At 62.3% G+C, this 21,558-nt stretch carries 21 protein-coding genes; 12 read left to right on the top strand and 9 right to left on the bottom strand.

The window, feature by feature from the left end; translation table 11 throughout:
* Positions 1–3: 3 nt before the first annotated feature.
* Positions 4–1,134, bottom strand: coding sequence for a carbon-nitrogen hydrolase family protein (locus E4P01_RS17510; RefSeq protein WP_122733411.1), 1,131 nt, complete (start codon positions 1,132–1,134; stop codon positions 4–6).
* Between the two features lie 211 nt (positions 1,135–1,345).
* On the opposite strand from E4P01_RS17510, the gene E4P01_RS17515 reads away from it, so the two are divergent.
* Together E4P01_RS17515 and E4P01_RS17520 are read left to right on the top strand one after the other, a co-directional pair.
* A complete protein-coding gene (locus E4P01_RS17515; protein WP_216091742.1) occupies positions 1,346–3,385 on the top strand; it encodes an NADPH-dependent 2,4-dienoyl-CoA reductase in 2,040 nt (679 codons plus the stop codon).
* A gap of 57 nt (positions 3,386–3,442) precedes the next feature.
* Positions 3,443–4,330, top strand: coding sequence for a pyridoxal-phosphate dependent enzyme (locus tag E4P01_RS17520; RefSeq protein WP_216091741.1), 888 nt, complete (start codon positions 3,443–3,445; stop codon positions 4,328–4,330).
* A 3-nt stretch (positions 4,331–4,333) separates the two neighbouring features.
* Here E4P01_RS17520 and E4P01_RS17525 read toward each other — a convergent pair whose 3' ends face one another.
* From E4P01_RS17525 to E4P01_RS17535, 3 genes are all read right to left on the bottom strand, one after another.
* Complete coding sequence (locus E4P01_RS17525) at positions 4,334–4,894, bottom strand: cytochrome b (protein ID WP_078821712.1); 561 nt, start codon at positions 4,892–4,894, stop codon at positions 4,334–4,336.
* Positions 4,895–5,008: 114 nt separating this feature from the next.
* On the bottom strand, positions 5,009–5,836 hold the full coding sequence (gene phnX, locus E4P01_RS17530) for a phosphonoacetaldehyde hydrolase (protein ID WP_216091740.1): 828 nt from the start codon (positions 5,834–5,836) through the stop codon (positions 5,009–5,011).
* Between the two features lie 29 nt (positions 5,837–5,865).
* Positions 5,866–6,975, bottom strand: a complete 1,110-nt coding sequence (locus E4P01_RS17535; RefSeq protein ID WP_216091739.1) for a 2-aminoethylphosphonate--pyruvate transaminase — start codon at positions 6,973–6,975, stop codon at positions 5,866–5,868.
* A gap of 111 nt (positions 6,976–7,086) precedes the next feature.
* On the opposite strand from E4P01_RS17535, the gene E4P01_RS17540 reads away from it, so the two are divergent.
* Positions 7,087–7,941: a LysR substrate-binding domain-containing protein gene (locus E4P01_RS17540; protein WP_078821709.1), complete on the top strand. Its 855-nt coding sequence runs from the start codon at positions 7,087–7,089 to the stop codon at positions 7,939–7,941.
* Here E4P01_RS17540 and E4P01_RS17545 read toward each other — a convergent pair.
* A complete protein-coding gene (locus E4P01_RS17545; RefSeq protein WP_103734459.1) occupies positions 7,917–8,807 on the bottom strand; it encodes a LysR substrate-binding domain-containing protein in 891 nt (296 codons plus the stop codon). The genes E4P01_RS17540 and E4P01_RS17545 overlap by 25 nt on opposite strands.
* Before the next feature lie 258 nt (positions 8,808–9,065).
* Here E4P01_RS17545 and E4P01_RS17550 point away from each other — a divergent pair, with 258 nt between their 5' ends.
* Both E4P01_RS17550 and E4P01_RS17555 read left to right on the top strand, forming a co-directional pair.
* Positions 9,066–10,391, top strand: a complete 1,326-nt coding sequence (locus tag E4P01_RS17550; protein ID WP_078821707.1) for an MFS transporter — start codon at positions 9,066–9,068, stop codon at positions 10,389–10,391.
* A gap of 109 nt (positions 10,392–10,500) precedes the next feature.
* A complete protein-coding gene (locus E4P01_RS17555) occupies positions 10,501–11,208 on the top strand; it encodes a YebC/PmpR family DNA-binding transcriptional regulator (protein WP_005789254.1) in 708 nt (235 codons plus the stop codon).
* A 54-nt stretch (positions 11,209–11,262) separates the two neighbouring features.
* Here E4P01_RS17555 and E4P01_RS17560 read toward each other — a convergent pair whose 3' ends face one another.
* Together E4P01_RS17560 and zapE are read right to left on the bottom strand one after the other, a co-directional pair.
* Positions 11,263–12,555: a protein kinase gene (locus E4P01_RS17560; protein ID WP_216091738.1), complete on the bottom strand. Its 1,293-nt coding sequence runs from the start codon at positions 12,553–12,555 to the stop codon at positions 11,263–11,265.
* A 37-nt stretch (positions 12,556–12,592) separates the two neighbouring features.
* Positions 12,593–13,687, bottom strand: a complete 1,095-nt coding sequence (gene zapE, locus E4P01_RS17565; protein ID WP_216091737.1) for a cell division protein ZapE — start codon at positions 13,685–13,687, stop codon at positions 12,593–12,595.
* 190 nt (positions 13,688–13,877) lie between these two features.
* Between zapE and E4P01_RS17570 the strand changes: the two genes are divergently transcribed.
* The 7 genes from E4P01_RS17570 to E4P01_RS17600 all read left to right on the top strand — a co-directional run bounded on the left by E4P01_RS17570 (position 13,878) and on the right by E4P01_RS17600 (position 20,194).
* On the top strand, positions 13,878–14,369 hold the full coding sequence (locus tag E4P01_RS17570) for a spore coat U domain-containing protein (protein ID WP_187432786.1): 492 nt from the start codon (positions 13,878–13,880) through the stop codon (positions 14,367–14,369).
* Entirely contained in the window at positions 14,363–14,908 is a 546-nt protein-coding gene (locus E4P01_RS17575; protein ID WP_216091736.1) for a spore coat protein U domain-containing protein, read from the top strand. The genes E4P01_RS17570 and E4P01_RS17575 overlap by 7 nt, the downstream gene beginning before the upstream one ends.
* Before the next feature lie 18 nt (positions 14,909–14,926).
* On the top strand, positions 14,927–15,469 hold the full coding sequence (locus tag E4P01_RS17580; protein ID WP_032881297.1) for a spore coat protein U domain-containing protein: 543 nt from the start codon (positions 14,927–14,929) through the stop codon (positions 15,467–15,469).
* A gap of 2 nt (positions 15,470–15,471) precedes the next feature.
* The gene (locus E4P01_RS17585) at positions 15,472–15,960 is read left to right on the top strand and encodes a spore coat U domain-containing protein (RefSeq protein ID WP_032880552.1); all 489 of its coding nucleotides are present in this window, start codon (positions 15,472–15,474) and stop codon (positions 15,958–15,960) included.
* A gap of 26 nt (positions 15,961–15,986) precedes the next feature.
* Positions 15,987–16,775: a molecular chaperone gene (locus tag E4P01_RS17590; protein ID WP_216091735.1), complete on the top strand. Its 789-nt coding sequence runs from the start codon at positions 15,987–15,989 to the stop codon at positions 16,773–16,775.
* A 72-nt stretch (positions 16,776–16,847) separates the two neighbouring features.
* Positions 16,848–19,196, top strand: coding sequence for a fimbria/pilus outer membrane usher protein (locus E4P01_RS17595; RefSeq protein ID WP_216092177.1), 2,349 nt, complete (start codon positions 16,848–16,850; stop codon positions 19,194–19,196).
* A gap of 41 nt (positions 19,197–19,237) precedes the next feature.
* On the top strand, positions 19,238–20,194 hold the full coding sequence (locus tag E4P01_RS17600; RefSeq protein ID WP_216092176.1) for a spore coat U domain-containing protein: 957 nt from the start codon (positions 19,238–19,240) through the stop codon (positions 20,192–20,194).
* Here E4P01_RS17600 and E4P01_RS17605 read toward each other — a convergent pair.
* Both E4P01_RS17605 and E4P01_RS17610 read right to left on the bottom strand, forming a co-directional pair.
* Complete coding sequence (locus E4P01_RS17605) at positions 20,191–20,928, bottom strand: anti-sigma factor (protein ID WP_216091734.1); 738 nt, start codon at positions 20,926–20,928, stop codon at positions 20,191–20,193. The genes E4P01_RS17600 and E4P01_RS17605 overlap by 4 nt on opposite strands.
* On the bottom strand, positions 20,925–21,431 hold the full coding sequence (locus E4P01_RS17610; protein ID WP_216091733.1) for a sigma-70 family RNA polymerase sigma factor: 507 nt from the start codon (positions 21,429–21,431) through the stop codon (positions 20,925–20,927). Before E4P01_RS17610 ends, E4P01_RS17605 begins: the two co-directional genes overlap by 4 nt.
* Positions 21,432–21,558: the final 127 nt, after the last annotated feature.

Genomic DNA, 21,558 nt, shown 5'->3' on the forward strand with positions numbered 1-21,558 from the left:
GGGCTACAGCCAGATATTCAGCAGGCGCGCGCCACGGGCATCGCCGTCGGCGAACACTTGCCCGTTGCTGCTCAGAAAACTCTGGCCGGCGCTGCCCAGGTCCCAGAACTGCCCACGTAAAAACACGCTCATGCCCGCCATTGCCTGGCTGACAGGCTGCTGGCTGATCAGGGTGAGGCGGCGCCAGGCGGCGCCTTCGCTGGTTTCTTCGGGTTTGAGGCTGACCTCGGAAGGCGTCGACACGCTCTTGAAGCCGCGCCATGGACGGTCCCAGGTGTCGCGGCCAGTGACGAAGGCCGGTACTGCGATCAGTTGCGCACCTTGCTCGTTGAGCTTGCGATAGTTGTCCGGGTACCAGCTGTCGCTGCCGACCAGGGTGCCCAGGCGCCCGGCAGGCGTATCCACCACGCTGACGACATTCTCATCGCCTGGCTCGATAAAGCCACGCTCATCGTAGATCGGGTAGAGCTGACGCTGCGGTTGGCCCAGTGGCAAACCGTCGGCGGCAAACACCACGCTGGCGTTGTACAGCGCGCCATGGCCGACTTCCAACTGCCCCTGGATCACGCTCGGGTTGGGCAGGGCGATGGAACCGGCCACCAGGGTTACGCCAAATTCTTTTGCCAGCCCGCCGAACACCACTTGATAGTCGCGCGCCATGGCAGGGGCCTTCATGCGCAGGTAGGCGTCATCCATGCGGTTGTCGCCGGTGGCGCTGATCCAGGCTTTCGCAAACTGCAGTGGGTTGCTGATCGACAGCCAGTTCATCGCATCCTTCAAATGCGTGGCCTGGTACAGCTCGTTTTTTTCGCCCTTGAGCATCAGCCAGGTGCCGATATGTTCGGGCAGCACCACGATGGTCTTGGCGTTGATCAGGCCTTGGTCGCGCGCTTTTTGCAGGTAGCTCGACAGCTTCAAATGCAGGCGTTCCAGGCTTTGGTAGTCGGCAGGGAACAGCTCTGGCTGAATGCCGAGCAGATTGCCACGGTCGGCTGGTTCGCCCTCATTGACGGCGAGGGTGATACGCAGGTCCGACAGGTAATGCGCCACGGGGCGCTCCTGGGTCCAGACCAGATACGCGGCGAGGGCGGCAACCAGGGCCATGGTGACGGTGAACGCTAGAAGTTTACGCATGGGGCAACAGACAACAGACCAGGTGCAGGGTTCGCGACTAGGGTAGGGCCCATGGCGCGGCTTGCCAAGGGGCGCTGTGCATTTGGATCAATAACTTGTCAGTTTCAGTCATTGAGCCGTGGTCCACCGCCTCTTAGTCTGTGGGACATAAACCGATGGCACACCGTTCGAGTGCGCCACGTCCCGTGATGATCCGTTGTGGAGCTGTACCATGACCGCTGCTGCCTACCCGCACCTGCTGGCCCCGTTGGACCTGGGTTTTACCACCTTGCGCAACCGTACCCTGATGGGCTCGATGCACACCGGCCTGGAAGAAAAGCCCGGCGGTTTCGAGCGCATGGCAGCCTACTTTGCCGAGCGCGCCCGTGGCGGCGTGGGCCTGATGGTCACCGGCGGCATTGGTCCGAATGATGAAGGCGGGGTATACGCCGGGGCAGCCAAGCTGACCACTGAAGAAGAGGCGCGCAAGCACAAGATCGTCACCCAGGCGGTGCACGAGGCGGGCGGCAAGATCTGCATGCAGATCCTTCACGCCGGGCGTTATGCCTACAGCCCCAAGCAGGTGGCGCCGAGTGCGATCCAGGCGCCGATCAACCCGTTCAAGCCCAAGGAATTGGATGAGGAGGGCATCGAGAAGCAGATTCAGGATTTCGTCACCTGCTCGTTGCTGGCCCAGGCCGCCGAATACGACGGTGTGGAGATCATGGGTTCGGAGGGCTACTTCATTAACCAGTTCCTCGCCGCCCAGACCAACCATCGCACCGACCGTTGGGGCGGCAGCTTTGAAAACCGTATGCGCCTGGCGGTGGAGATCGTGCGTCGCGTGCGCGAGGCCGTCGGCCCGAACTTCATCATTATCTTCCGCCTGTCGATGCTTGATCTGGTGGAAGGCGGCAGCGTCTGGAAGGAAATCGTGCAGTTGGCCAAGGCTATCGAGCAGGCTGGCGCGACGATCATCAACACCGGTATCGGCTGGCACGAAGCGCGTATCCCTACCATTGCCACCAAGGTCCCGCGTGGCGCCTTCAGCAAAGTCACCGCCAAATTGCGCGGTGCGGTGCAGATTCCGCTGATCACCACCAACCGCGTCAACACCCCGGAAATCGCCGAGCAGATCCTGGCCGAGGGCGATGCCGACATGGTCTCGATGGCGCGCCCGTTTCTGGCCGACCCGGAGTTCGTCAACAAGGCCGCCGCTGGGCGCGCCGATGAAATCAACACCTGCATCGGCTGCAACCAGGCGTGCCTGGACCACACCTTCGGCGGCAAGCTGACCACCTGTTTGGTCAACCCGCGCGCCTGCTATGAAACCGAACTCAATTACCTTCCCGTCAAGCAGATCAAGAAAATCGCGGTGGTCGGCGCCGGCCCTGCCGGTCTGGCCGCTGCCACTGTTGCCGCTGAGCGTGGGCATCAGGTGACCTTGTTCGATTCCGCCAGCGAGATTGGCGGCCAGTTCAATATCGCCAAGCGTGTGCCGGGTAAGGAAGAGTTTTTCGAAACCCTGCGTTACTTCAAACGCAAATTGCAGACCACTCACGTAGAGCTGTGCCTCAACACTCGTGTGGGCGTCGAGCAGCTGGTGGCAGGTGGTTATGACGAGGTGATCCTGGCCACCGGTATCGCGCCGCGCACCCCGGCGATCCCGGGCGTCGAGAACGCCAAGGTGTTGAGTTACCTGGATGTGATCCTGGAGCGCAAGCCGGTGGGCAAGCGTGTGGCGGTTATCGGTGCCGGCGGCATCGGTTTCGATGTATCGGAATTCCTCGTACACCAAGGCGTGTCTACCAGCCTGGATCGCGAGGCGTTCTGGAAAGAGTGGGGCATCGATACCCAACTGGAAGCACGTGGCGGGGTGGCCGGGATCAAGCCCGAGCGCCATGCGCCGGCCCGCGAGGTGTTCCTGCTGCAACGCAAGGCTTCCAAGGTTGGCGACGGCCTGGGCAAGACCACCGGCTGGATTCACCGTACCGGCCTGAAGAACAAACAGGTGCAGATGCTCAACAGCGTCGAGTACTTGAAGATCGATGACGCAGGCTTGCATATCCGCATCGGCGCCGAGGGTGAACCGCAGGTGCTGGCGGTGGACAACATTGTCATCTGCGCCGGCCAGGACCCGCTGCGCGAACTGCATGACGGCCTGGTCGCTGCCGGCCAGAACGTGCACCTGATCGGCGGCGCCGATGTGGCGGCCGAGCTGGACGCCAAGCGCGCCATCAATCAGGGCTCGCGCCTGGCGGCCGAGTTGTAAGGCGACAACAGGGGCGGTGTTAGACTTGCCGCCCCTTTCTCATTCAGATACCTGCCGATGGGCCCTTTCGATTGGCTGCCTTATGCGCCCCTTGAACCTGTGCAGCTTGTTTGGCTGAACGGCATCGAGCTGGCCGTGCTGCGCCTGGACCGCATCGACCCGCTGATCAGCGGCAACAAGTGGTTCAAGCTTACCGAACACTTGGCTCAGGCCCGCGCTACCGGCGCCCAAGGGGTTATCAGCCTTGGCGGGGCTCACTCCAACCATCTGCACGCACTGGCAGCGGCGGGCAAGCGCTTTGATTTTCCCACGGTCGGCCTGTTGCGCGGCCATCCCCAAGACACTCCCACGGTGCTCGACCTCAAGACCTTCGGCATGCAACTGCATTGGCTGGGCTACGGCGGTTATCGGGCGCGGCATGAGCCGGGTTTCTGGCTGCCCTGGCGCGAGCAGTATCCCGACCTTTATCCGATACCCGAAGGCGGTGGTGGTCTGGAGGGTGCGCTGGGCTGTGGGGTGTTGGTGGAGCAGGCGCGGGCGCAGTTGAGCCACCTCGGTTGGACGGATTACGACGCATGGTGGCTGGCGGCGGGCACCGGTACTACCCTGGCCGGGTTGGTGCTGGCGGAGGCCGGCGCGCATCCGGTGTACGGCGCAATGGCTGTGCCGGATGATCATGGCGTGGCGCAGAATGTGAGTGCGATTGTGCAGACCGGTTATGAGTTGCTGGACGCCTGCCGTGGCGGCTTTGCCAAGGTCGATCCGCTGCTGCTCGACTTTATCGAGCGCACCGAACGGGCCTGCGGTGTGCCACTGGAGCCGCTCTACACCGGCAAGGCGCTGCTGGCATTGAAGCAACAGATCGAGGCCGGACGCTTTGCCCCCGGCACCCGGCTGATCTTCATCCACACTGGCGGCCTGCAAGGCCGCCGAGGTTTCCTGTAGGTGTCAACGGGTGGGATTGTGCCCGCCCGGCATCATTCGCAAGGCAGTGTTATCGCGCATCACATAATGGTGAAAGATCCCCGCCAGCGCATGCAGCCCGATCAGCCAGTAACCGATCTGGGCGAACAGCACGTGCCAGCCTTCAATCTCCTCGGCCAACGCCTTGTTTTCTGCAATCAGCGGCGGTAACTCCATCCCATAGAACATCACCGAATGCCCCTTGGCACTGACGATCAACCAACCGGCAATCGGCAACCCGATCATCAACGCATACAGCGCCCCATGCATCAGCTTCGCCAGCCGGCTCTGCCATGGCGGCGGTGCCGGCACGATCTTCGGCGCCACCCCCAGGCTGCGTGCGAACAGGCGCAGCCACACCAGCACAAACACGGTAAGTCCGAACATAAAGTGCATTTCGACAATCAGCGTGCGCGCACCGCTGCCTTTGGGGAATTGCCCGCGTAACTCAATGCAGGCGTAGACCACCGCCAGCAGCACTACCATCAACCAGTGCAGCGCAATCGACATGGTGCTGTAGCGCGTATCGGAATTTTTCCACGGCATTGCTTTTTTCCTCACTCATCAGGGCATACCTCCGCTCTTTAGCGACGGAGTACGTTAACTGTATGCCCGTTTTGAGCGCTTCGCTCGTTGCCAATGCCGTTGCCTTGATCCTGGTCAGTAACTTTGCGGCATTTCCCCGCGTGCCAGGCGTGCGTTGATGTCGGCGATGACATTCGGCAGGTCGTTGATAGTGTCGATCAGGTAGTGCGGGCGCGAGCCTTGGAACATCGTTTCGATGCGCTGACGCTCGCTGGCCAGTGTGGCGCTGTCCAGGGCGCGAAATTGCTCGTAGGTCAGGCCCAGGGCATTGCCCGAACAGGTCAGCGCTACGGTCCACATCCCGGCACGACGGCCTTCGAGAATACCCGGCACGGTGTCGTCGACCTTCACGCACGCGGCCACATCATCAATGCCCAGGGCGATCACGTTGGCCAGGGCCTGGGCCGGCCAAGGGCGGCCGTTGGGGACTTCATCGGTCGCGACCACGTGGTCGGCGACATAGCCGTTGGTGGCGGCCAGGGCGACGACTTTGTCCATCACCTGCTTGGGATAGCCGGAGCAGGAGCCGATCTTGATACCTTGGGCACGCACGCCGGCCAGGGTGTCGAGGGCGCCGGGGATCAGGGCTGAATGTTCGGCGATCTTCTCGATTTGCAGCGGCATGAAACGCTGGTAGATGGCGGTCACGTCATCATCGGTCGGTGTGCGGCCGAAGGCCTTGCGGTAGCGCTCGGCAACTTGCGGCTGGTCGCAGAGAGTGCGGATATGGTCCCACTTGCCCATGCCCATCGGGCCACGGGCTTCTTCGATAGAGACTTGCACGTCGAACTCGGCAAACGCCTCGACAAAGATCTGCGTGGGGGCAAAGGAGCCGAAGTCGACCACGGTGCCGGCCCAGTCGAGGATAACGGCCTGGAGGGTGTTGGGGTTTTGATAGTTCATGGTTCAGGTCCTGTGGGTAATGGGGGCAGTCAAATGTCCAGCACTTCCATTTCTTGCAGCACGTCGGCGATAGCCTTGAGCGCCGCCTGCATACCGGCCGCATCGACATGGCCGATGCAGCCCACGCGAAAGGTTTCCACCTGGGTCAGCTTGCCGGGGTAAAGGATGAAACCCTTGGCCTTGACCCGTTCGTAGAAGTCCTTGAACTGGTAGCGCGGGTCTTTTGGTGCGTGGAAGGTGACGATGATCGGCGCCTGGATCGCCGCCGGCAGGAAACTGCGCAGGCCCAGCGCAGCCATGCCGTCCAGCAGTGCCTGACAGTTGTCGGCGTAGCGTTGATGACGGGCGGGCAGGCCGCCTTCTTCGGCGTATTGCAGCAACGCTTCATGCAGGGCCGCGACGACGTGGGTCGGTGGGGTGAAACGCCATTGTCCGGTCTTGGCCATATAGGTGTGCTGGTCGAACAGGTCCATTGCCAGGGAATGGCAGTTGCCCTGGGAGGCGGCCAGCGCAGCTTTTTCGGCAAAGACAAAGCCCATGCCCGGTACGCCTTCCAGGCATTTGCCCGAGGCGGCGATCAGCGCCTCGAACGGCACTTCGCGAGCATCGATCGGCAGCGCGCCGAAAGAACTCATGGCATCGATGATCAGGCGCTTGTCGTGGCGTTTGACGACCTGGGCGATCTCCGCCAGCGGGTTGAGAATGCCGGTACTGGTTTCGCAATGGATCAACGCGACGTGGGTGATTGCCGCGTCAGCCTGCAGTAGGCGATCTACATCGGCAGCGGTGGTGGGCTCGTCCTCAGCGGTTTCAAAGGTGCTGAACGAGCGACCGAGCACTTCGCAAATCTTCGCCAGGCGCTTGCCGTAGGCGCCGTTGATCAGCACCAACACCTTGCCATTGCGCGGGACCAGCGTGCCGATGGCGGCTTCGACGGCGAAGGTGCCGCTGCCCTGCAACGGCACGCAATGGTGGCTGTCGGCAGCATTGAGGATCGCCAGCAGCTGCGTGCAGACGCTGGCGGTGAGCTGGTTGAAGCGATCATCCCATGACCCCCAATCCACCATCATCGCCTGACGGGTGCGGGTCGAAGTGGTCAGGGGGCCAGGGGTCAACAGGATCGGCGCGGCAGTGGTCATCTCAAATCCTCGCAAGGGTCGGGGTTGAAGCTACGGCGCCTAAATTGCAGTTTGGCTTGTTATCAATCAAATTGTTTGTTGTTATGCGAGCTATCAGTGAGGCCGATAGCTATGAACCTGTTTCAACTGCGTGCATTCGATGCCGTGGCCCGCGAGGGCAGTTTTACCCGTGCTGCGGCGCGGCTGTTCATCAGCCAGCCGGCGGTAACCGGGCATATCAAGGCGCTTGAAGAGCATTACCAGATTGCGCTGTTGCGCCGTACCGCCCGCCGGGTGGAGTTGACCGAAGAGGGCGCACGCCTGGCGGCCATCACCCGGGCGATCTTCGGTTTGGTGGATGAGGCGCAGACCATGCTGGAGGCCAACCGTCAGTTGCTCACTGGGCGTCTGGAGGTGGCGGCGGATGGTCCGCACCTGGTGATGCCGATGATCGCCAGCCTGCGTTCGCGCTACCCGGGCATTACCGTGAACCTGCGCCTGGGCAATGCCCAGGAAACCCTGGCGGCGCTGCTGTCCGAACATGCCGATGTGGCAGTGCTCACCGAGGTGGAGCCGCGCAATGGCTTGCACCTGCAACCTCTGGACGAGTCACGGATTTGCGCCCTGGTGCCGAAAGCGCATCCGTGGGCAAAGCAGCCCGACGGGATTGAACTGGCGCAGCTGCATGAGGTGATCATGGTGCTGCGTGAACCCAGTTCCATTACCCGGCGCACGTTCGACGACGCGTGCATGGCGGCGAATGTGCAGCCCAAGGTGCTGCTGGAACTGGACAGCCGTGAAGCCGTGACCGAAGCCGTCGCGGCCGAACTGGGGGTAGGGGTGGTGTCGTCGATGGAGGTCAGCCCGGACCCGCGGGTACACGCTGTGCCGATCCTGGGCGATGGCCTGCTGAACCGGCATACGCTCGGCTGCATGGAGCGGCGCCGTTCGCTGCGCTTGATTCAGGCTTTTTTCGAGTTGGCGTGAAGGCTGTCACGCACGATCTCCAAAAAGCTCGCCACCACGCGACGTGAGCTCTGTTCTTTCAGGCAGACGAGGGTTTCCTTCATGCGCTGAGTGCAGTCGCGGATCGGCATGGCGTACACCCGAGCGTCGGCGCCGAACTCTGCCGCCGACACCACGCCCACGCCAATGCCCACCACCACTGCTTCACGCGCGGCTTCGCGGCCTTCAACTTGAATCGCCGGGCGAATGCGCAGGCCGGCCTGGCGCATTTCCTGCTCCAGGGTCTGACGGGTCACTGAGCCGATTTCCCGCAGCACCAAGGGCGTGTCATCCAGGTCGGCCAGGCAGATGGATTCGCGCCCGGCCCAGGGATGGTTGCAGGCGACAAACGCCAGCAGTTGATCGTCGGGCAATGGCAGCGACAGCAGGCGCGCATCGTCGACATCGCGACCCAACAGCGCCAGGTCGGCCTGGTAGTTGTACAGGCGCAACAACGACTCATCGGTGTTGCCGGTTTCGATCTTCACGCTGATTCCCGGGTACAGCCGGCAGAAGCGGGCAATCTGTGGCAGTACATGTACGGGCGCATCCACCGCCAGGGTGAGGGTGCCAGTGAGCAGGGCGCGGGAGTCTTGCAGCAATTCTTCGGCTTGCGCCTCGATCACAAACAGGCGCTGAGTAATGCCCAGCAGGCGTTCGCCCAGGTCGGTCAGGCGTACCGAACGTTTGTTGCGGTGAAACAGCAACACGCCGAAGCGCTCTTCGAGTTTGCGCACCTGGTCGGAAATCGCGGGCTGGGTCAGGAACAGGCGCTCGGCGGCGCCGGTAAAACTGCCGTGCACGGCCACCGCATGGAAGGCTTTGAGTTGGGCATGGGAAACCGACATGGCACGTCCTCTTACAAGCTGAGCTTATATTTGAAATACGATAAATCGATTTTACCTATTAGTCAGCCATTGCTTTGATGCACCTCAGCCGCCGTAGGTTGAGTCCTACAACCTCGACGGCCATGGGCGCAGGCACACCGCGTTCATCTGACCAATACCGCGCCCTCCAAGGCCCGGCATTGCAGTGCTCAACCATAAAAAAAACAGGCGTTTTCTTTCGATTCTGCCGGCACACTCACACCTGAGGTCAGAACCACCATGAATATCCCTATGGGTAGCATCAAGCGTTGGCGCGTGCAGATTTTCGCCATCACCTGGCTGGCGTACGCCGCGTTCTATTTCACCCGCAAAGCCTTCTCGGTGGCAAAACTGGGGATCGGCGACGACCCAAGCTTCCCCCTCGATAAAATGATGATGGCCAACCTCGATGGCTTGTATCTCGCCGCGTACGCCGTGGGCCAGTTCACCTGGGGCATGCTCGCCGACCGCTTCGGGCCACGGGTGGTGGTGCTTGGCGGCTTGCTGGTTTCCGCCGCCGCCGCGCTGGTGATGGGCACGTTTGCGACCTTGCCGATCTTTGTCACCTGCATGTTGATCCAGGGGTTGGCGCAGTCCACCGGCTGGTCGGGGTTGTGCAAGAACCTCGGTAGTTTCTTTCCGGCCCAGCAGCGTGGGCGGGTGTTGGGGCTGTGGAGCTCGTGCTATGCCTTTGGCGGCTTGGTGGCTTCACCGTTCGCCGGCTGGTGGGCCTACACCCTGATCGGTAGTTGGCACGCGGCGTTTATCTCCAGTGCTGCGGTGGTGGCGGTGGTGGCCGTGCTGTTCTTTATGTTCCAGCGCAATACCCCCCAGGATGTGGGTTTGCCAGCGGTGGAGCCCGAGCCGGTCATGAGTGCCGAGAACAGAGCCGCCGAACAGCGCATCAGTGTGCTTGAACCGTTGCGCGCTATCTTGCGCAACCGCACGGTGTTGACGCTGGGGCTGGCGTATTTCCTGCTCAAGCCGGCGCGCTACGCGATTTTGCTGTGGGGCCCGGTAATCGTCTACGAACAGATGCCGTCGGTGGGCAAGGTCGGCGCGGCCATCGTGCCCACCGCGTTTGAGCTGGCCGGTTTGCTCGGGCCGGTACTGATCGGCCTGGCTTCCGACAAACTGTTCGGCGCCCGGCGTATGCCGGCCTGTGTGCTGAGCCTGCTGGCGTTGACCGTGGCCCTGGCGTTGTTCATGGGCGCGCTGCACACCGGCAGTGTGGTGCTGGTGATGGCCTTGCTGTTTGTCATGGGCCTGACTCTGTACGGTCCGGACTCGATGATCAGCAGCACCGCTGCCATTGACTTCGGCACTGCCAAAGCCGGCGCCACGGCGGCAGGGTTTGTGAATGGTTGCGGTTCGGTGGGCGCGATCCTGGGCGGTTTGCTGCCGGGCTACTTCGATACCGTAACGGTGTTTATCGTGTTTGCCGGCGCGGCGCTGTTTTCTTCACTGGTATTGATGCCCTACTGGAACGCCAGGCCGGCTGTTCTGGCGCAGGTGGGGGACTTCATACCGGATCGCAGTGCCACCATCAAACCCCTGCGCACCTGAGGCACCTGGCCGGTTTTTTGGTGGATTAGCGTGTTCTTGCGCTATAAACTCTGCCCCCAAAGCGCCGGCCAGTAGACGTTTCGGCGCCATGGAAAGTAGAGAGTGAGTCATGGGCGCACAGTGGAAAGTCAAACATAAAGAAGCGGCAGCCAATGCCAAGGGCAAGATTTTCGGCAAGCTGGTGAAAGAGATCACCATCGCCGCCCGCAACGGCGCCGATACCGCGACCAACGCGCACCTGCGCCTGGTGGTGGAGCAGGCCAAGAAAGCCTCGATGCCCAAGGAAACCCTGGATCGTGCGATCAAGAAGGGCGCCGGTCTGCTCGGTGAAACCGTGCAGTACCACCGTGTGACCTACGAAGGGTTTGCCCCGCACCAGGTGCCCCTGATCGTTGAGTGCGTAACCGACAACATCAACCGCACCGTGGCGGAAATCCGCGTGGCGTTCCGCAAGGGCCAGCTGGGCGCTTCCGGTTCGGTGGCGTGGGATTTCAACCACGTCGGCCTGATTGAAGCATCGCCGGACACCCCTGATGCTGATCCGGAAATGGCCGCCATCGAAGCTGGCGCCCAGGATTTTGAAGACGGTGAAGAAGAGGGCACCACCCTGTTCATCACCGAAACCACCGACCTGGATGCCGTGCAGAAAGCTTTGCCTGAGCAGGGTTTCACCGTGCTGTCGGCCAAGCTGGGTTACCTGTCGAAGAACCCGGTCAGTGGTTTGACCGATGAGCAGATGGCCGAAGTCGAGGCGTTCCTGGAAGGCCTGGATAACCATGATGATGTGCAGGATATGTTTGTCGGCCTGGCTGGTTAGTCATCACTGCATAGTGGGAGGGGGCTTGCCCCCTCCCACATTGTTCCAGCGGTGTTAGATAGCGCTCAGTACGCCGTCGATTTCTTCAAAGCTTGGCCGCGCCAACACATCGGGCTGGCAACAGCTTTTTTGCAGTTCAACCAGATCCTCATTTACTGCCCCTTCACCCCGATCCAACAACTCCCCCAGCAACACCCCGAACGCGCGCACTTCAATACGCTGCAACGCCCTGGTTTCCAAGGTGTCGGCCGTGGCATGGAATGACGCCGCGCCGAAGTCTCCGAGCAAACAATCACCCGTCGCATTCCACAGGATGTTGTGGCCATACAGGTCACCGTGGGTAATCCCCTGACGGTGCAAGTGCGCCGCCACCGAAGCGATGCCTCGTGCCATGCGCAGCGCCACGTCGAGGCTGAAACGGGTATCGGCTTCGTAGATGTCCCGGGTGCAGGACGCCAGGCTAGGCAGCGCCGCGAGGTTGCGGTAGCTCGGGTCGATCAGGCTCATGACCAATGCTGCCTGATGTTGCGGGTGCCCGATGACACGGCCTTGCACCTTGATCAGGTTGGGATGCAGCCCGGCGGCAATGCAGGCTTGCATTTCATGCAGCGGTGACCCGTCGCTGGTGATGGTGCCTTTGTATAGCTTGACCGCGACCGGCAGCGCCTGGGGTTTCCAGATTGCTTTGTGAATGATCCCGGAAGCGCCTTCGCCCAATACTTCTCCCAGTTCCAGTTCAGACCAGGGAATGTTCGGCGTCCCATCTTCGCCCGTCACTGTCACGGCCATTTCCACCGGGTTGCCGGCGTAGGCCAGCCAGGTCAGGCTTGGCAGCTTCAGCAGCCACTGCGGCAGGTGGGTCAAGCGGTTGGAGGCGATGCGGATCAGTTCCAGGTTTTGGCAGTGGGCCAGGCTTTGCGGCAATTGCGTCAGTTGGTTACCGGCCAGCATCAACTTTTGCAGCAACGGGCGCTGACCCAGTTCTTCCGGCAATTGGCTGATGCAGTTGTTGGTGAGGATCAGCCAGCGCAACTGCGGCGGCAGGGCGGCGGCGGGCACATGGCCGATCTGGTTGGCCTTGAAGCCGATCATGCTCAACTTCGCGCACTGCCCCAGGCACGTCGGCAGCTCGGTAAACGCGTTGTCCGAACAAAACAGCACACGCAGGTGTGTCAGGCGGTGCAGGTCCTCGGGCAGGCTACTCAAGGCATTGCCGGTGAGATTGAGGATTTCCAGGGAGTCGGCCAGGTCGAAGATTTCCCGGGGGAACTCGGTCAGCCCGCAGGCCAGGTCCAGGCGCTTGGCGCCGGCTAATTGGCCGGCCTTGAGTTGGGCGAGGGTATTCATGAACAGCGCGGCACTCGGAAGGGGGCGTAAAAGGCGCTCATGATAGCGGCTCGGGTGCGGTTTGCGGGCAGAGCATGTGCAACTGCTGCAAGCGGCTGGCGGTGCGGGCGAGGTCGATGGCCTGGCCTTCCAGGGCTTTATCCAGCGGCTGGTGACCCATGAGGGTCAGGTGTTTGTCCTGATCGTAGAGCACGTCCACCAGGTTGATAAAACGCTGTTGCACGGCGATAGGGCATTCGGCCAACTGCGGCAGGCCGTCGATGATCCAGTGGTCGAAGTCCTGGCACAGCAGCAGGTAATCCATCACGGCGGTGAGCTGTTCACACAGGTCATTGAAGGTGAACAGGATGGTCCGTGCCTGATGGTCTCGGCACAGCAACTGCCGATTGCCAACCGTCAGGGTTTGCGCCGGGCCATTGGTGGCAGGCACACCCAGGCTTTCCCGCTGCGCCGGTGTACCCGGCCACACATAGTGGCCGCGGGTGAAACGTTGTTGGGCGTGGGCCTGGGGCAGGCTGCGAAAGTCCTGGGGCGCGCTGACTTCCAGCACGTCCATGCGTGCGGCGATCAGGTCGATCACCGGTTTGAATCGTTCGTGATACAGCGGGTTGGGCAGCAACCCTTCGGGCGGGTAGTTGGACGTTACCAATACCAGCACGCCGCGTTGGAACAGGGCCTTGAACAAGCGGCTGATGAGCATTGCATCGCCGATATCGTGCACATGGAACTCGTCAAAACACAGCACACGGCAATCAGCGAGCAACTGATCCAGAGTGACACCCAAGGCATCCTCATGCTCGCGGTGCACAAACATGCCCTGGTGCAGCCGGGCAAAGAAGTCGTGGAAATGCACGCGTTGCTTCTCGGCGATGGGCAGCGCCTGGAAAAACCCATCCAGCAGCCAGCTCTTGCCGCGACCTACCGGGCCGTGCAGGTACAGGCTGCGCGTGGCCTGGCCATTAAGCAGGTGCTGGGCCTGCCGATTCAGGGCGGTAATCGCCCGGATTTGGCCGTCACTGAGGGTGTAGCCCTGTTGTTCGGCCTTTTTCTGAAAATAGGCAGGAATGGGCGAGGCACCCCAGACGTCGGTTTTTTTACCCAGCAGGCGCTGGAACAGGGCAAGCACGGCCAAGAATAATCACTCTGTATTGCGGTGGTCGCTTACTGTAGGACGCTTGATGCCATTTGACCAACAGTGAAGGGCGCCGAGCCTTGCAAACTGGCACTTTCGCGTTAACTGGCTAACCTCATACAAGGTTGTTACCCCTGTATAAGGAATTGGGGCAGTGAAGGGATTGGCGGTATTGGCTGTCATGGGCGCGATGCTCTGCAACACGGCTTCTGCTGCGCAACTCCAGGTGGAGGTGCGTATCGACGTGCAGCGGGGTTGCCAGTTGGTGGGCACCACTCGCAATGCGGGCATCGAGCAACTTGGCGTATTGGATTTCGGCAGCGGCCCGCGTCTGGATGACCCGGCCGGCCCCCTGAGTGCGGCCCTGATCAGCCAGCGCCAGCCGCGCCTGGAGTGCAACCCCGACACGCCTTACCAAATGCGCGTTGACGGCGGCCTGCACGGTGGCGTGGGCGAAGTGCGTTACCTCAGTAATGCGATGCCCTCAAGCAAGCCCATTCCTTATCGCATTTATGCCGACGCAGCCCGGTTGATCCCCTTGCCGGTGGACGTGCCGGTCAGCGGCCGCGTACCGGACACCGGCTCGGTTGATCTGCCGTTGTATGGCCGCATTGAACCGCTCAAAGACATCCCTGCGGTGGGGCGTTATTCCGACCTGCTCAAGGTCACGGTCACATGGTAAGCCGCTATCTGGCCGTCGCGGCCTTGGGCGGCCTGCTGTTGCTGGCCGAGGACGCGCAGGCGGCTGTGGTCAACGGGCAGATTCATGCGCGGTTGGTGATTACCGCCAGTTGCGAAGTCAGCAAAGGCGTGGAACGCGCGCCAGTGACGCCGGACGGTGGCACTGCGCTGTTGGATTTCGGCAGCCAGGGACCGACCTGGAACGACACCTTGGGCGCGACCATTTCCGATGGCGATAAAGCGCCGCTGTCGGTCTCCTGCAACCCGTCGTTGGTCAGCAGTTTTACCGTGACCATCGACGGTGGCGCCCATGGCGACGGCACCACGCGCCGCTTGAGCAACGGGCGCCAGACCATTCCCTATCGGCTATCGGCCGATGCGCTGGGCCAGAGTGCCTACCGCATCGGCCAGCAACGCAATTTCGTCGTGACCCAGGGCGCGCAGGTACCCATCCCGGTATTCGGCTCCGTGGTGGCGAATACCAGGGCCCTACCGGCCGGCATCTACACAGACACCCTGACGGTGACTCTGGATTGGTAAACCATGAGGATGGATATCATGCATGTACTCGTATCGCGAATGGGCGTGTGTGCCTTGGGCCTGGCGCTGGCCTCCAGCCTGAATGCGGCGACCACGGTTACCGGGCAGATCAGTTCGAGCCTGACCTTGATCGCCAGTTGCCAGGTCAACGGCTCCGGGGCGGCTACCGGGCTGAATTTCGGTAGTTTGAACTTCGGCACCACCAACAGCCTGTTTACCAATGCCGACGCCCAGTTGCTGGGCGGCACCGGCACCGGCGGGGCGCTGTCGATTCTGTGTTCAGCCGGTACCACGCCAACGGTGACGGTGCGTGCCGGCGCCCATGATGGCGCCTCGCCGGGGGGCACCCGTGCGCTGGCCGATGGGGCGGGTAACTTCGTGCCTTACGATTTCTACACTGACAGCGGGCGTTCCGCGCTGTTGGCGATCGATGGCGTGGTGACGCTCGCCACCAGTACCGGCGTGGCACAAACCGTCAACCTCTACGGTCGCGCGGTGGGCAAGGCGGGCCTGCCGGCAGGTACTTACACCGATACCGTGGCCGTGGAGCTGACGTTCTGACCTTGTGGCTCAGGCTGGGGGTGGCCTGTGGATTGGCGCTGCCGTTGCCGTTGTCGGCAGCGACCAGCCAGAGCTTCCAGGTCAGCGCGACCATTACTCCCGGTTGCCTGATCGTGGGCGGCGGCTCCAACTACGGCGCGTTGGCCTATGGCAGCTATTCGGCATTGGCCACCGGTACGGTCACGGCAGCCCTTACTGGCGGTGTGACCTTGCAATGCACTCCGGGGGTGGCGCTGACCATGAGTGTGGATGGCGGCCTTTACAACAGCGCCGGGCGCAATTTGCAGCTCAACAGCGGCAGCGCGCGGGTGGCCTATCAACTGTTTCGCGACGCGGCGTTCAGCCAGAGCCTGGGCGTCAGCCAGAGCGTCAGCGTGACTTACAGCGATGCCAACAACATCAGCCTGCCGATTTACGGGCGGGTGGTATTACCCGGCAATCAGCCTGGGGGGACGTACAGCGACACGCTGCAGGTGCAGCTGTCGTGGTAGGGCTAACGGTATTGAGGAGTGGATTTATGCATTCAACTTCCCGGCGGTGGTGGGCCGCGGGTATTGCCTTGGGGCTTTTGTGTGGCGCAGGGCTGGTGCAGGCGGCCAGTTCGGTGCTGATCTGGCCCATCGACCCGGTGCTGGAGGCCGATCAACAGGCCAGCGCGCTGTGGTTGGAGAACCGTGGCACGGAAACGGCCAACCTGCAGATCCGCGTATTTGCCTGGAGCCAGAACGGTTTCGACGAGCAGTACCAAAACCAGCGCGACGTGATCGGCAGCCCGCCGGTGGCCAAAATCGAGCCCGGCCAGAAGCAACTGGTGCGCCTGACCCGAACCCGCGAAGTACCGCCGGGACAGGAGCTGGCCTATCGCATCATCATCGATGAAATCCCCTCGGCGCTGCAGGTGCCGGCGCCGCCGGAAGGCAAGAACACAGCGGCAGCGATTCGCTTCCAGATGCGCTATTCGGTGCCCTTGTTTGCCTACGGCGCCGGGTTGTGGAGCAAGGACGACGCCACACGTCAACGCGACCCCAAGGGTGCCGGCAAGCCGGACTTGAGCTGGCAAAAGGTCAACGTAGGCGGGCGCAGTTACATCGAGGTGCGCAACCAGGGCGCCGTGCATGCGCGGCTCACCGATGCGTCGTTCAAACAAGGCGGGCAGACCCGGCCGCTGGTAGAAGGTTTGCTCGGCTATGTGCTGCCGGGCGCGAGTATGCGCTGGCCGGTGCCGGATGCCGTATCGGCCGACCAGCCGTTGCAGGTCAGGGTCAACGGTGCGCCGCAATTTGAAAGCCTGGCGCCCAAGCGATAACCGTCAGCTAGCGCTACGGGCATACGCCCGGGTTTTAACAGGATGGAGATGTCCATTGAAGGACACAACGCCATGGTGAGTCGTGGTTGGGCTCGGGGTTTATGGCCGTCGGTGGCAGTGGCAAGCGGGCTGTGGGGCGCTGCGATGGCAGGCGACTTGCCGCCGCCGCCGGGCAGCATGGAGGCAGTCGCCGATGCACAGCTGTTTCTGGAACTGGTGGTCAACCAGATGGACACCGGCCGCGTCATTGCGGTCGACCAGCGCGCCGGCCAGTTGTTTGTGCCCGCCAGCGCGTTGCAGGACGTGGGTATGAAATTGCCCGGCGAGCCTGTCGGCAGCGTGGCCCTGGACCAGGTGCCTGGGCTGCACAGCGACTACGACAGCAATGGCCAGCGCCTATTGCTGGATGTACCGCCATCCTGGTTGCAGGCGCAGTTTATCGGCAATCGCAATACCTATCCGCGCACCCAGGCCATGAGCAGCTTCGGCGCCTTGCTCAACTATGACGTGTATTTCAACGACACCGATGACGGCGGCAGCTACCTCGCCGCCTGGAACGAAGTGCGGCTGTTCGACACCTGGGGCACCTTGTCCAACACCGGGCAGGTGCGCCAGGCCCTGGCTGATGGCATCACCGACAGTACCCTCGGCAACGGTTACCGGCGCTACGACACCACCTGGCGATTTTCCGATGATGAGCGCCTGCTCACCTACGAGGCGGGCGACGTGATCAGCGGCTCGCTGCCCTGGAGCAGCTCGGTGCGTCTGGGCGGGGTGCAAGTGTCCCGGGACTTTGCCGTGCGCCCGGACCTGGTCACTTACCCTTTGCCGCAGTTCGCCGGTGAGGCGGCGGTGCCCTCGTCGGTGGACCTGTTTATCAACGGCTATAAATCCGACACCGCGCAGCTGAAACCCGGGCCTTATACCCTGACCAACGTGCCATTTATCAACGGCGCCGGGGAGGCTGTCGTGGTGACCACCGACGCCCTCGGGCGCCAGGTGTCGACCACGGTGCCGTTCTACGTTACCAGCACCTTGCTGCAACAAGGCTTGACGGATTTTTCCGTGGCTGCCGGTACCTTGCGCCGTGACTACACCCTGCGCGATTTCGGTTACGGGCCGGGCATAACCAGTGGCACCTTTCGCTATGGCTATTGCGACAGCCTGACCCTGGAAAGCCATGCCGAAGCATCCAGCGACCTGACCCTCGGCGGGCTTGGCGCCAACCTGCGCCTGGGCAACTTCGGCGTGCTCAATACCGCCCTCAGCCAGAGCCAGTTCGACAGCCGCAGCGGCCAGCAACTCAGCCTCGGCTACCAGTACAACAGCACGCGCTACAGCCTGATGTACCAGCGCGTTGAACGGCGCGATGACTACGCCGACCTGACCCTGGTCGACACCCCTTACGCCAGCCTCAGCAAGCGCAGCGAGCAGGTGACGCTGAGCCTCAACCTTCAACGTTTCGGCAGCCTGGGCCTGGGGTATTTCGACGTGCAGGCGGCAGACGATTCGCGCACGCGCCTGCTCAACCTCAGCTGGAGCAAACCGCTGTGGCGCAACACCAGCTTCTACCTGTCGGCCAACCGCGAAATCGGCGACAGCAACTGGGCCATGCAGGCGCAACTGGTGATCCCGTTCGACCTCAACGGCAGCCTGGCCTTGAGCACCGAGCGCAGCAAGGACGGCGCCAGTCGCCAGCGCATCAACTACAGCCGCGCGGTGCCCAGCGAAGGCGGCGTGGGCTACAACCTCGGCTATGCCCAGGGCGATGCGCCAAGCTATCGGCAGGCCGACCTGACCTGGCGCTTGCAGTCAGTGCAGTTGCAGGCCGGCGTGTACGGCAGCAGTGACGCCCAAACGCGCTGGGCGGATGCCAGCGGCTCGCTGGTGTGGATGGGCGGCGAAACCTTTGCTGCCAACCGTATCAATGACGCGTTTGTGGTGGTGAGTACCCAGGGGTTCGCCGGGATTCCAGTGCGCTACGAAAACCAGCTGGTGGGCCAGACCGACCGCAACGGTCATTTGCTGGTGCCATGGAGCAGCGCGTATTACCGCGGCAAATATGAAATTGACCCGTTGAACCTGCCGGCGAACGTGCAGAGCCCCAATGTGGAGCAGCACGTGTCGGTACGCCGGGGCAGCGGCTATCTGTTGGAGTTTCCGCTGCGCCGGGTGCTCGCCGCCAGTATCACCCTGGTGGATCGCCAGCATCAGGAGCTACCGCTGGGCAGCCTGGTGGTGCACGAGCAAAGCAACACCCAGGCGGTGGTGGGGTGGGATGGGCTGGTCTATCTGGAAAACCTCAGCGCCCACAATACTTTGCAGGTCACCCTCAGTGAGGGGCGCACCTGCCAGGCGACATTCGCTATCGATGAGCAGCAACAGGACGTGCCCCTGATCGGGCCGTTGGTGTGCCAGTGAGTGCTTGAGCAAGGAGACTGCGGGTGAGGGGCAAGGCATGGATGTATGGGGCAGGGCTGTTATTTTCCGGGCAGGTTATGGCGGTGTGTTCGGTGGTTTCCACGGTGCCGGCCAGTTTCGGTTCGATCAGCTCGATGACGGTGCGCACTGCCGCGCAAACCAGCTCTACCACCAACTCCGGATTGAGTTGCACCCAGGCGTTGATTTCGCTGCTGGTGTCCACCGACCACTTCTACGCCACGATCACCTCGTCCACCGCTGGCATGGTCGGGCCGACCGGTGATGTGATTGGCTACACGATTTATGGCAATAACAGCACCAGTTATCCCATCACCCGCGGCACTCAATTCGATTTTGGGGGCGCGGGCGGCATTGCCCAGAGCATTGGCCTGATCGCCGGGCCCGGGGCGAAAACCGTGCCGTTGTACCTGAGCAGCATTACCGGCAGCAATATCGCAGCGGGGCTGTACACCGAGACATTGAACATCGCCTGGGTGTGGAATTATTGCTCGGGAATCGGCGTTGGCGGCATTTGCCTGGGGCGTGACACGGGCAGCGGCACGGCAAGCCTGACCGTCAGCATGACCGTGACCAATGACTGCCAGATCACCGCGCCGAATATCAGCTTTGGCAGCGCGCCGGTGGTCAGTGGGTTTACCGCAGTGACCGGCCAGACCATCAATATCGCCTGCACCAAGGGCAGTGCCTACACCGTGGGCTTGAGCGACGGCCAGAACCCGATCAGTGTCGGCGGGCGCCGACGCATGGTTTCCGGCAGCAACTACCTGGCCTATGACCTCTTCAAAAGCGCCGGCACCACGCGTTGGGGCAGCGTCGGCGCGGCGCGGCGGGCCAGTTCCACAGCGGAGGTCAACCCCGGCAATGGGTTGGGCACAGGCAGCCAGGTATTTAACTACAACGCTCGCATCTACACCGACCAGCCCACACCACCCGGCGGCACCTACCTGGACAACGTGGTGCTGGACGTGGGTTTCTAGAACTTCATCAGCGCCGGGGTGGGCTGGTCTGCCGGGCTGACCATTGCGTAGTTATAGCCGCCGCCCGACCAGTACTCGGCCTGCAAACCATCGGCGCTGCGGCTGCCACGAGGCAGGAAGCCGTTGTTCGGTCCCGGCGGGCGGATATAAAAGCTGATGCGTCGGCCTTGGGGGTCTTGGTACAGCACCATGGCGGCTGCCCCCTGATCGGTAGTGAGCAGGCGCCCGCTGACCGGCTTGAAGCCTGCCTGGCTCAGGTCGGGCAGGCGATGGGCTTGATTGAAATAGCGGTCGAGCCAGGCTTGCATAGTGCCGCTGCCGTCGTCGTTGTAGTCGGCGGGCATGACGCCGTCCTGGGCAAACAGACGGTAAGCCTGCATGGCATCGGTCATCGGCAGCGGCTGTGGTTGGGTGGCTTCGCGGGCGTGCCAGCCGCCAAGCCCGCCAAGGCTCACGGCAATCAGCAACACCGCCGCGCTGGCGAAGTGGCGGCGGGACTGACGCTTGATACGCTGACGGATCAACGCCGGGTCCAGTGCCGGATTACTCGGCTGCTGCAGGGTACCGCTCAAGGATGCCCGCAATAATTGCGCGTCCTGTTGCCAGGCGTGGACCTGGGCGGCCGTTTCGGGGTGGTTGGCCAGCCAGGCTTCAAGTACGCGGCGGTCACTGTCCGGCAGTTGGTGATCGACGTAGGCATGCAAATCGCGTTCGCTGGGGGGCAGGCTGATCATTTGAGTCTCCGCAGGGCAGGGCCGGCAATTTCGCCATCGCTGAGCTGACGCAACGCTTGGCGCGCACGGGACAGGCGCGACATCACGGTGCCGATGGGTACCTGAAGGATCTCGGCGACTTCCTTGTAGCTCAAACCCTCCACGGACACCCACAGCAAAAGGGCGCGTTGTTCGGTGCTGAGTTGGTCGAAGGCTTGCAGGGTGGATTGGGCCATCACTGTGCGCTCCACCGACGGTTGCGCATCATCGCTCCCGGTGAAGAATTCGAGCATACGTGCATAGCGTCGGCTGCGGCGGTGGGCGTCGAGGAACTGTCGATAGAGGATCGCGAACAGCCAGGCGCGCAGGTCGCCTTCGACACGCTTATCAGCCCAGGCGATGATCGCCCGCTCCAGGGTCGCCTGCACCAGGTCATCGGCGCTGCTGCTGTTGCGCGTCAGCGACACGGCAAAACGCCGCAACCTGGGGATGAGTTCGCGTAACTGTTCGTCGAGTTCATGCATGGGGATGAGTCTACTCACGTGTGTTGAAGTAGACGTTGGTCCCTGTAGGTTATTCCACGCTTTGCGCAAAGAAACTTCCCGGCTAATACGTGGGAAGCGTCTGTATACCTTGAGAGTCTGTAATCTC

The sequence above is a fragment of the Pseudomonas sp. NCIMB 10586 genome, from assembly GCF_023127895.1.
Taxonomy (GTDB): Bacteria; Pseudomonadota; Gammaproteobacteria; order Pseudomonadales; family Pseudomonadaceae; genus Aquipseudomonas; species Aquipseudomonas synxantha_A.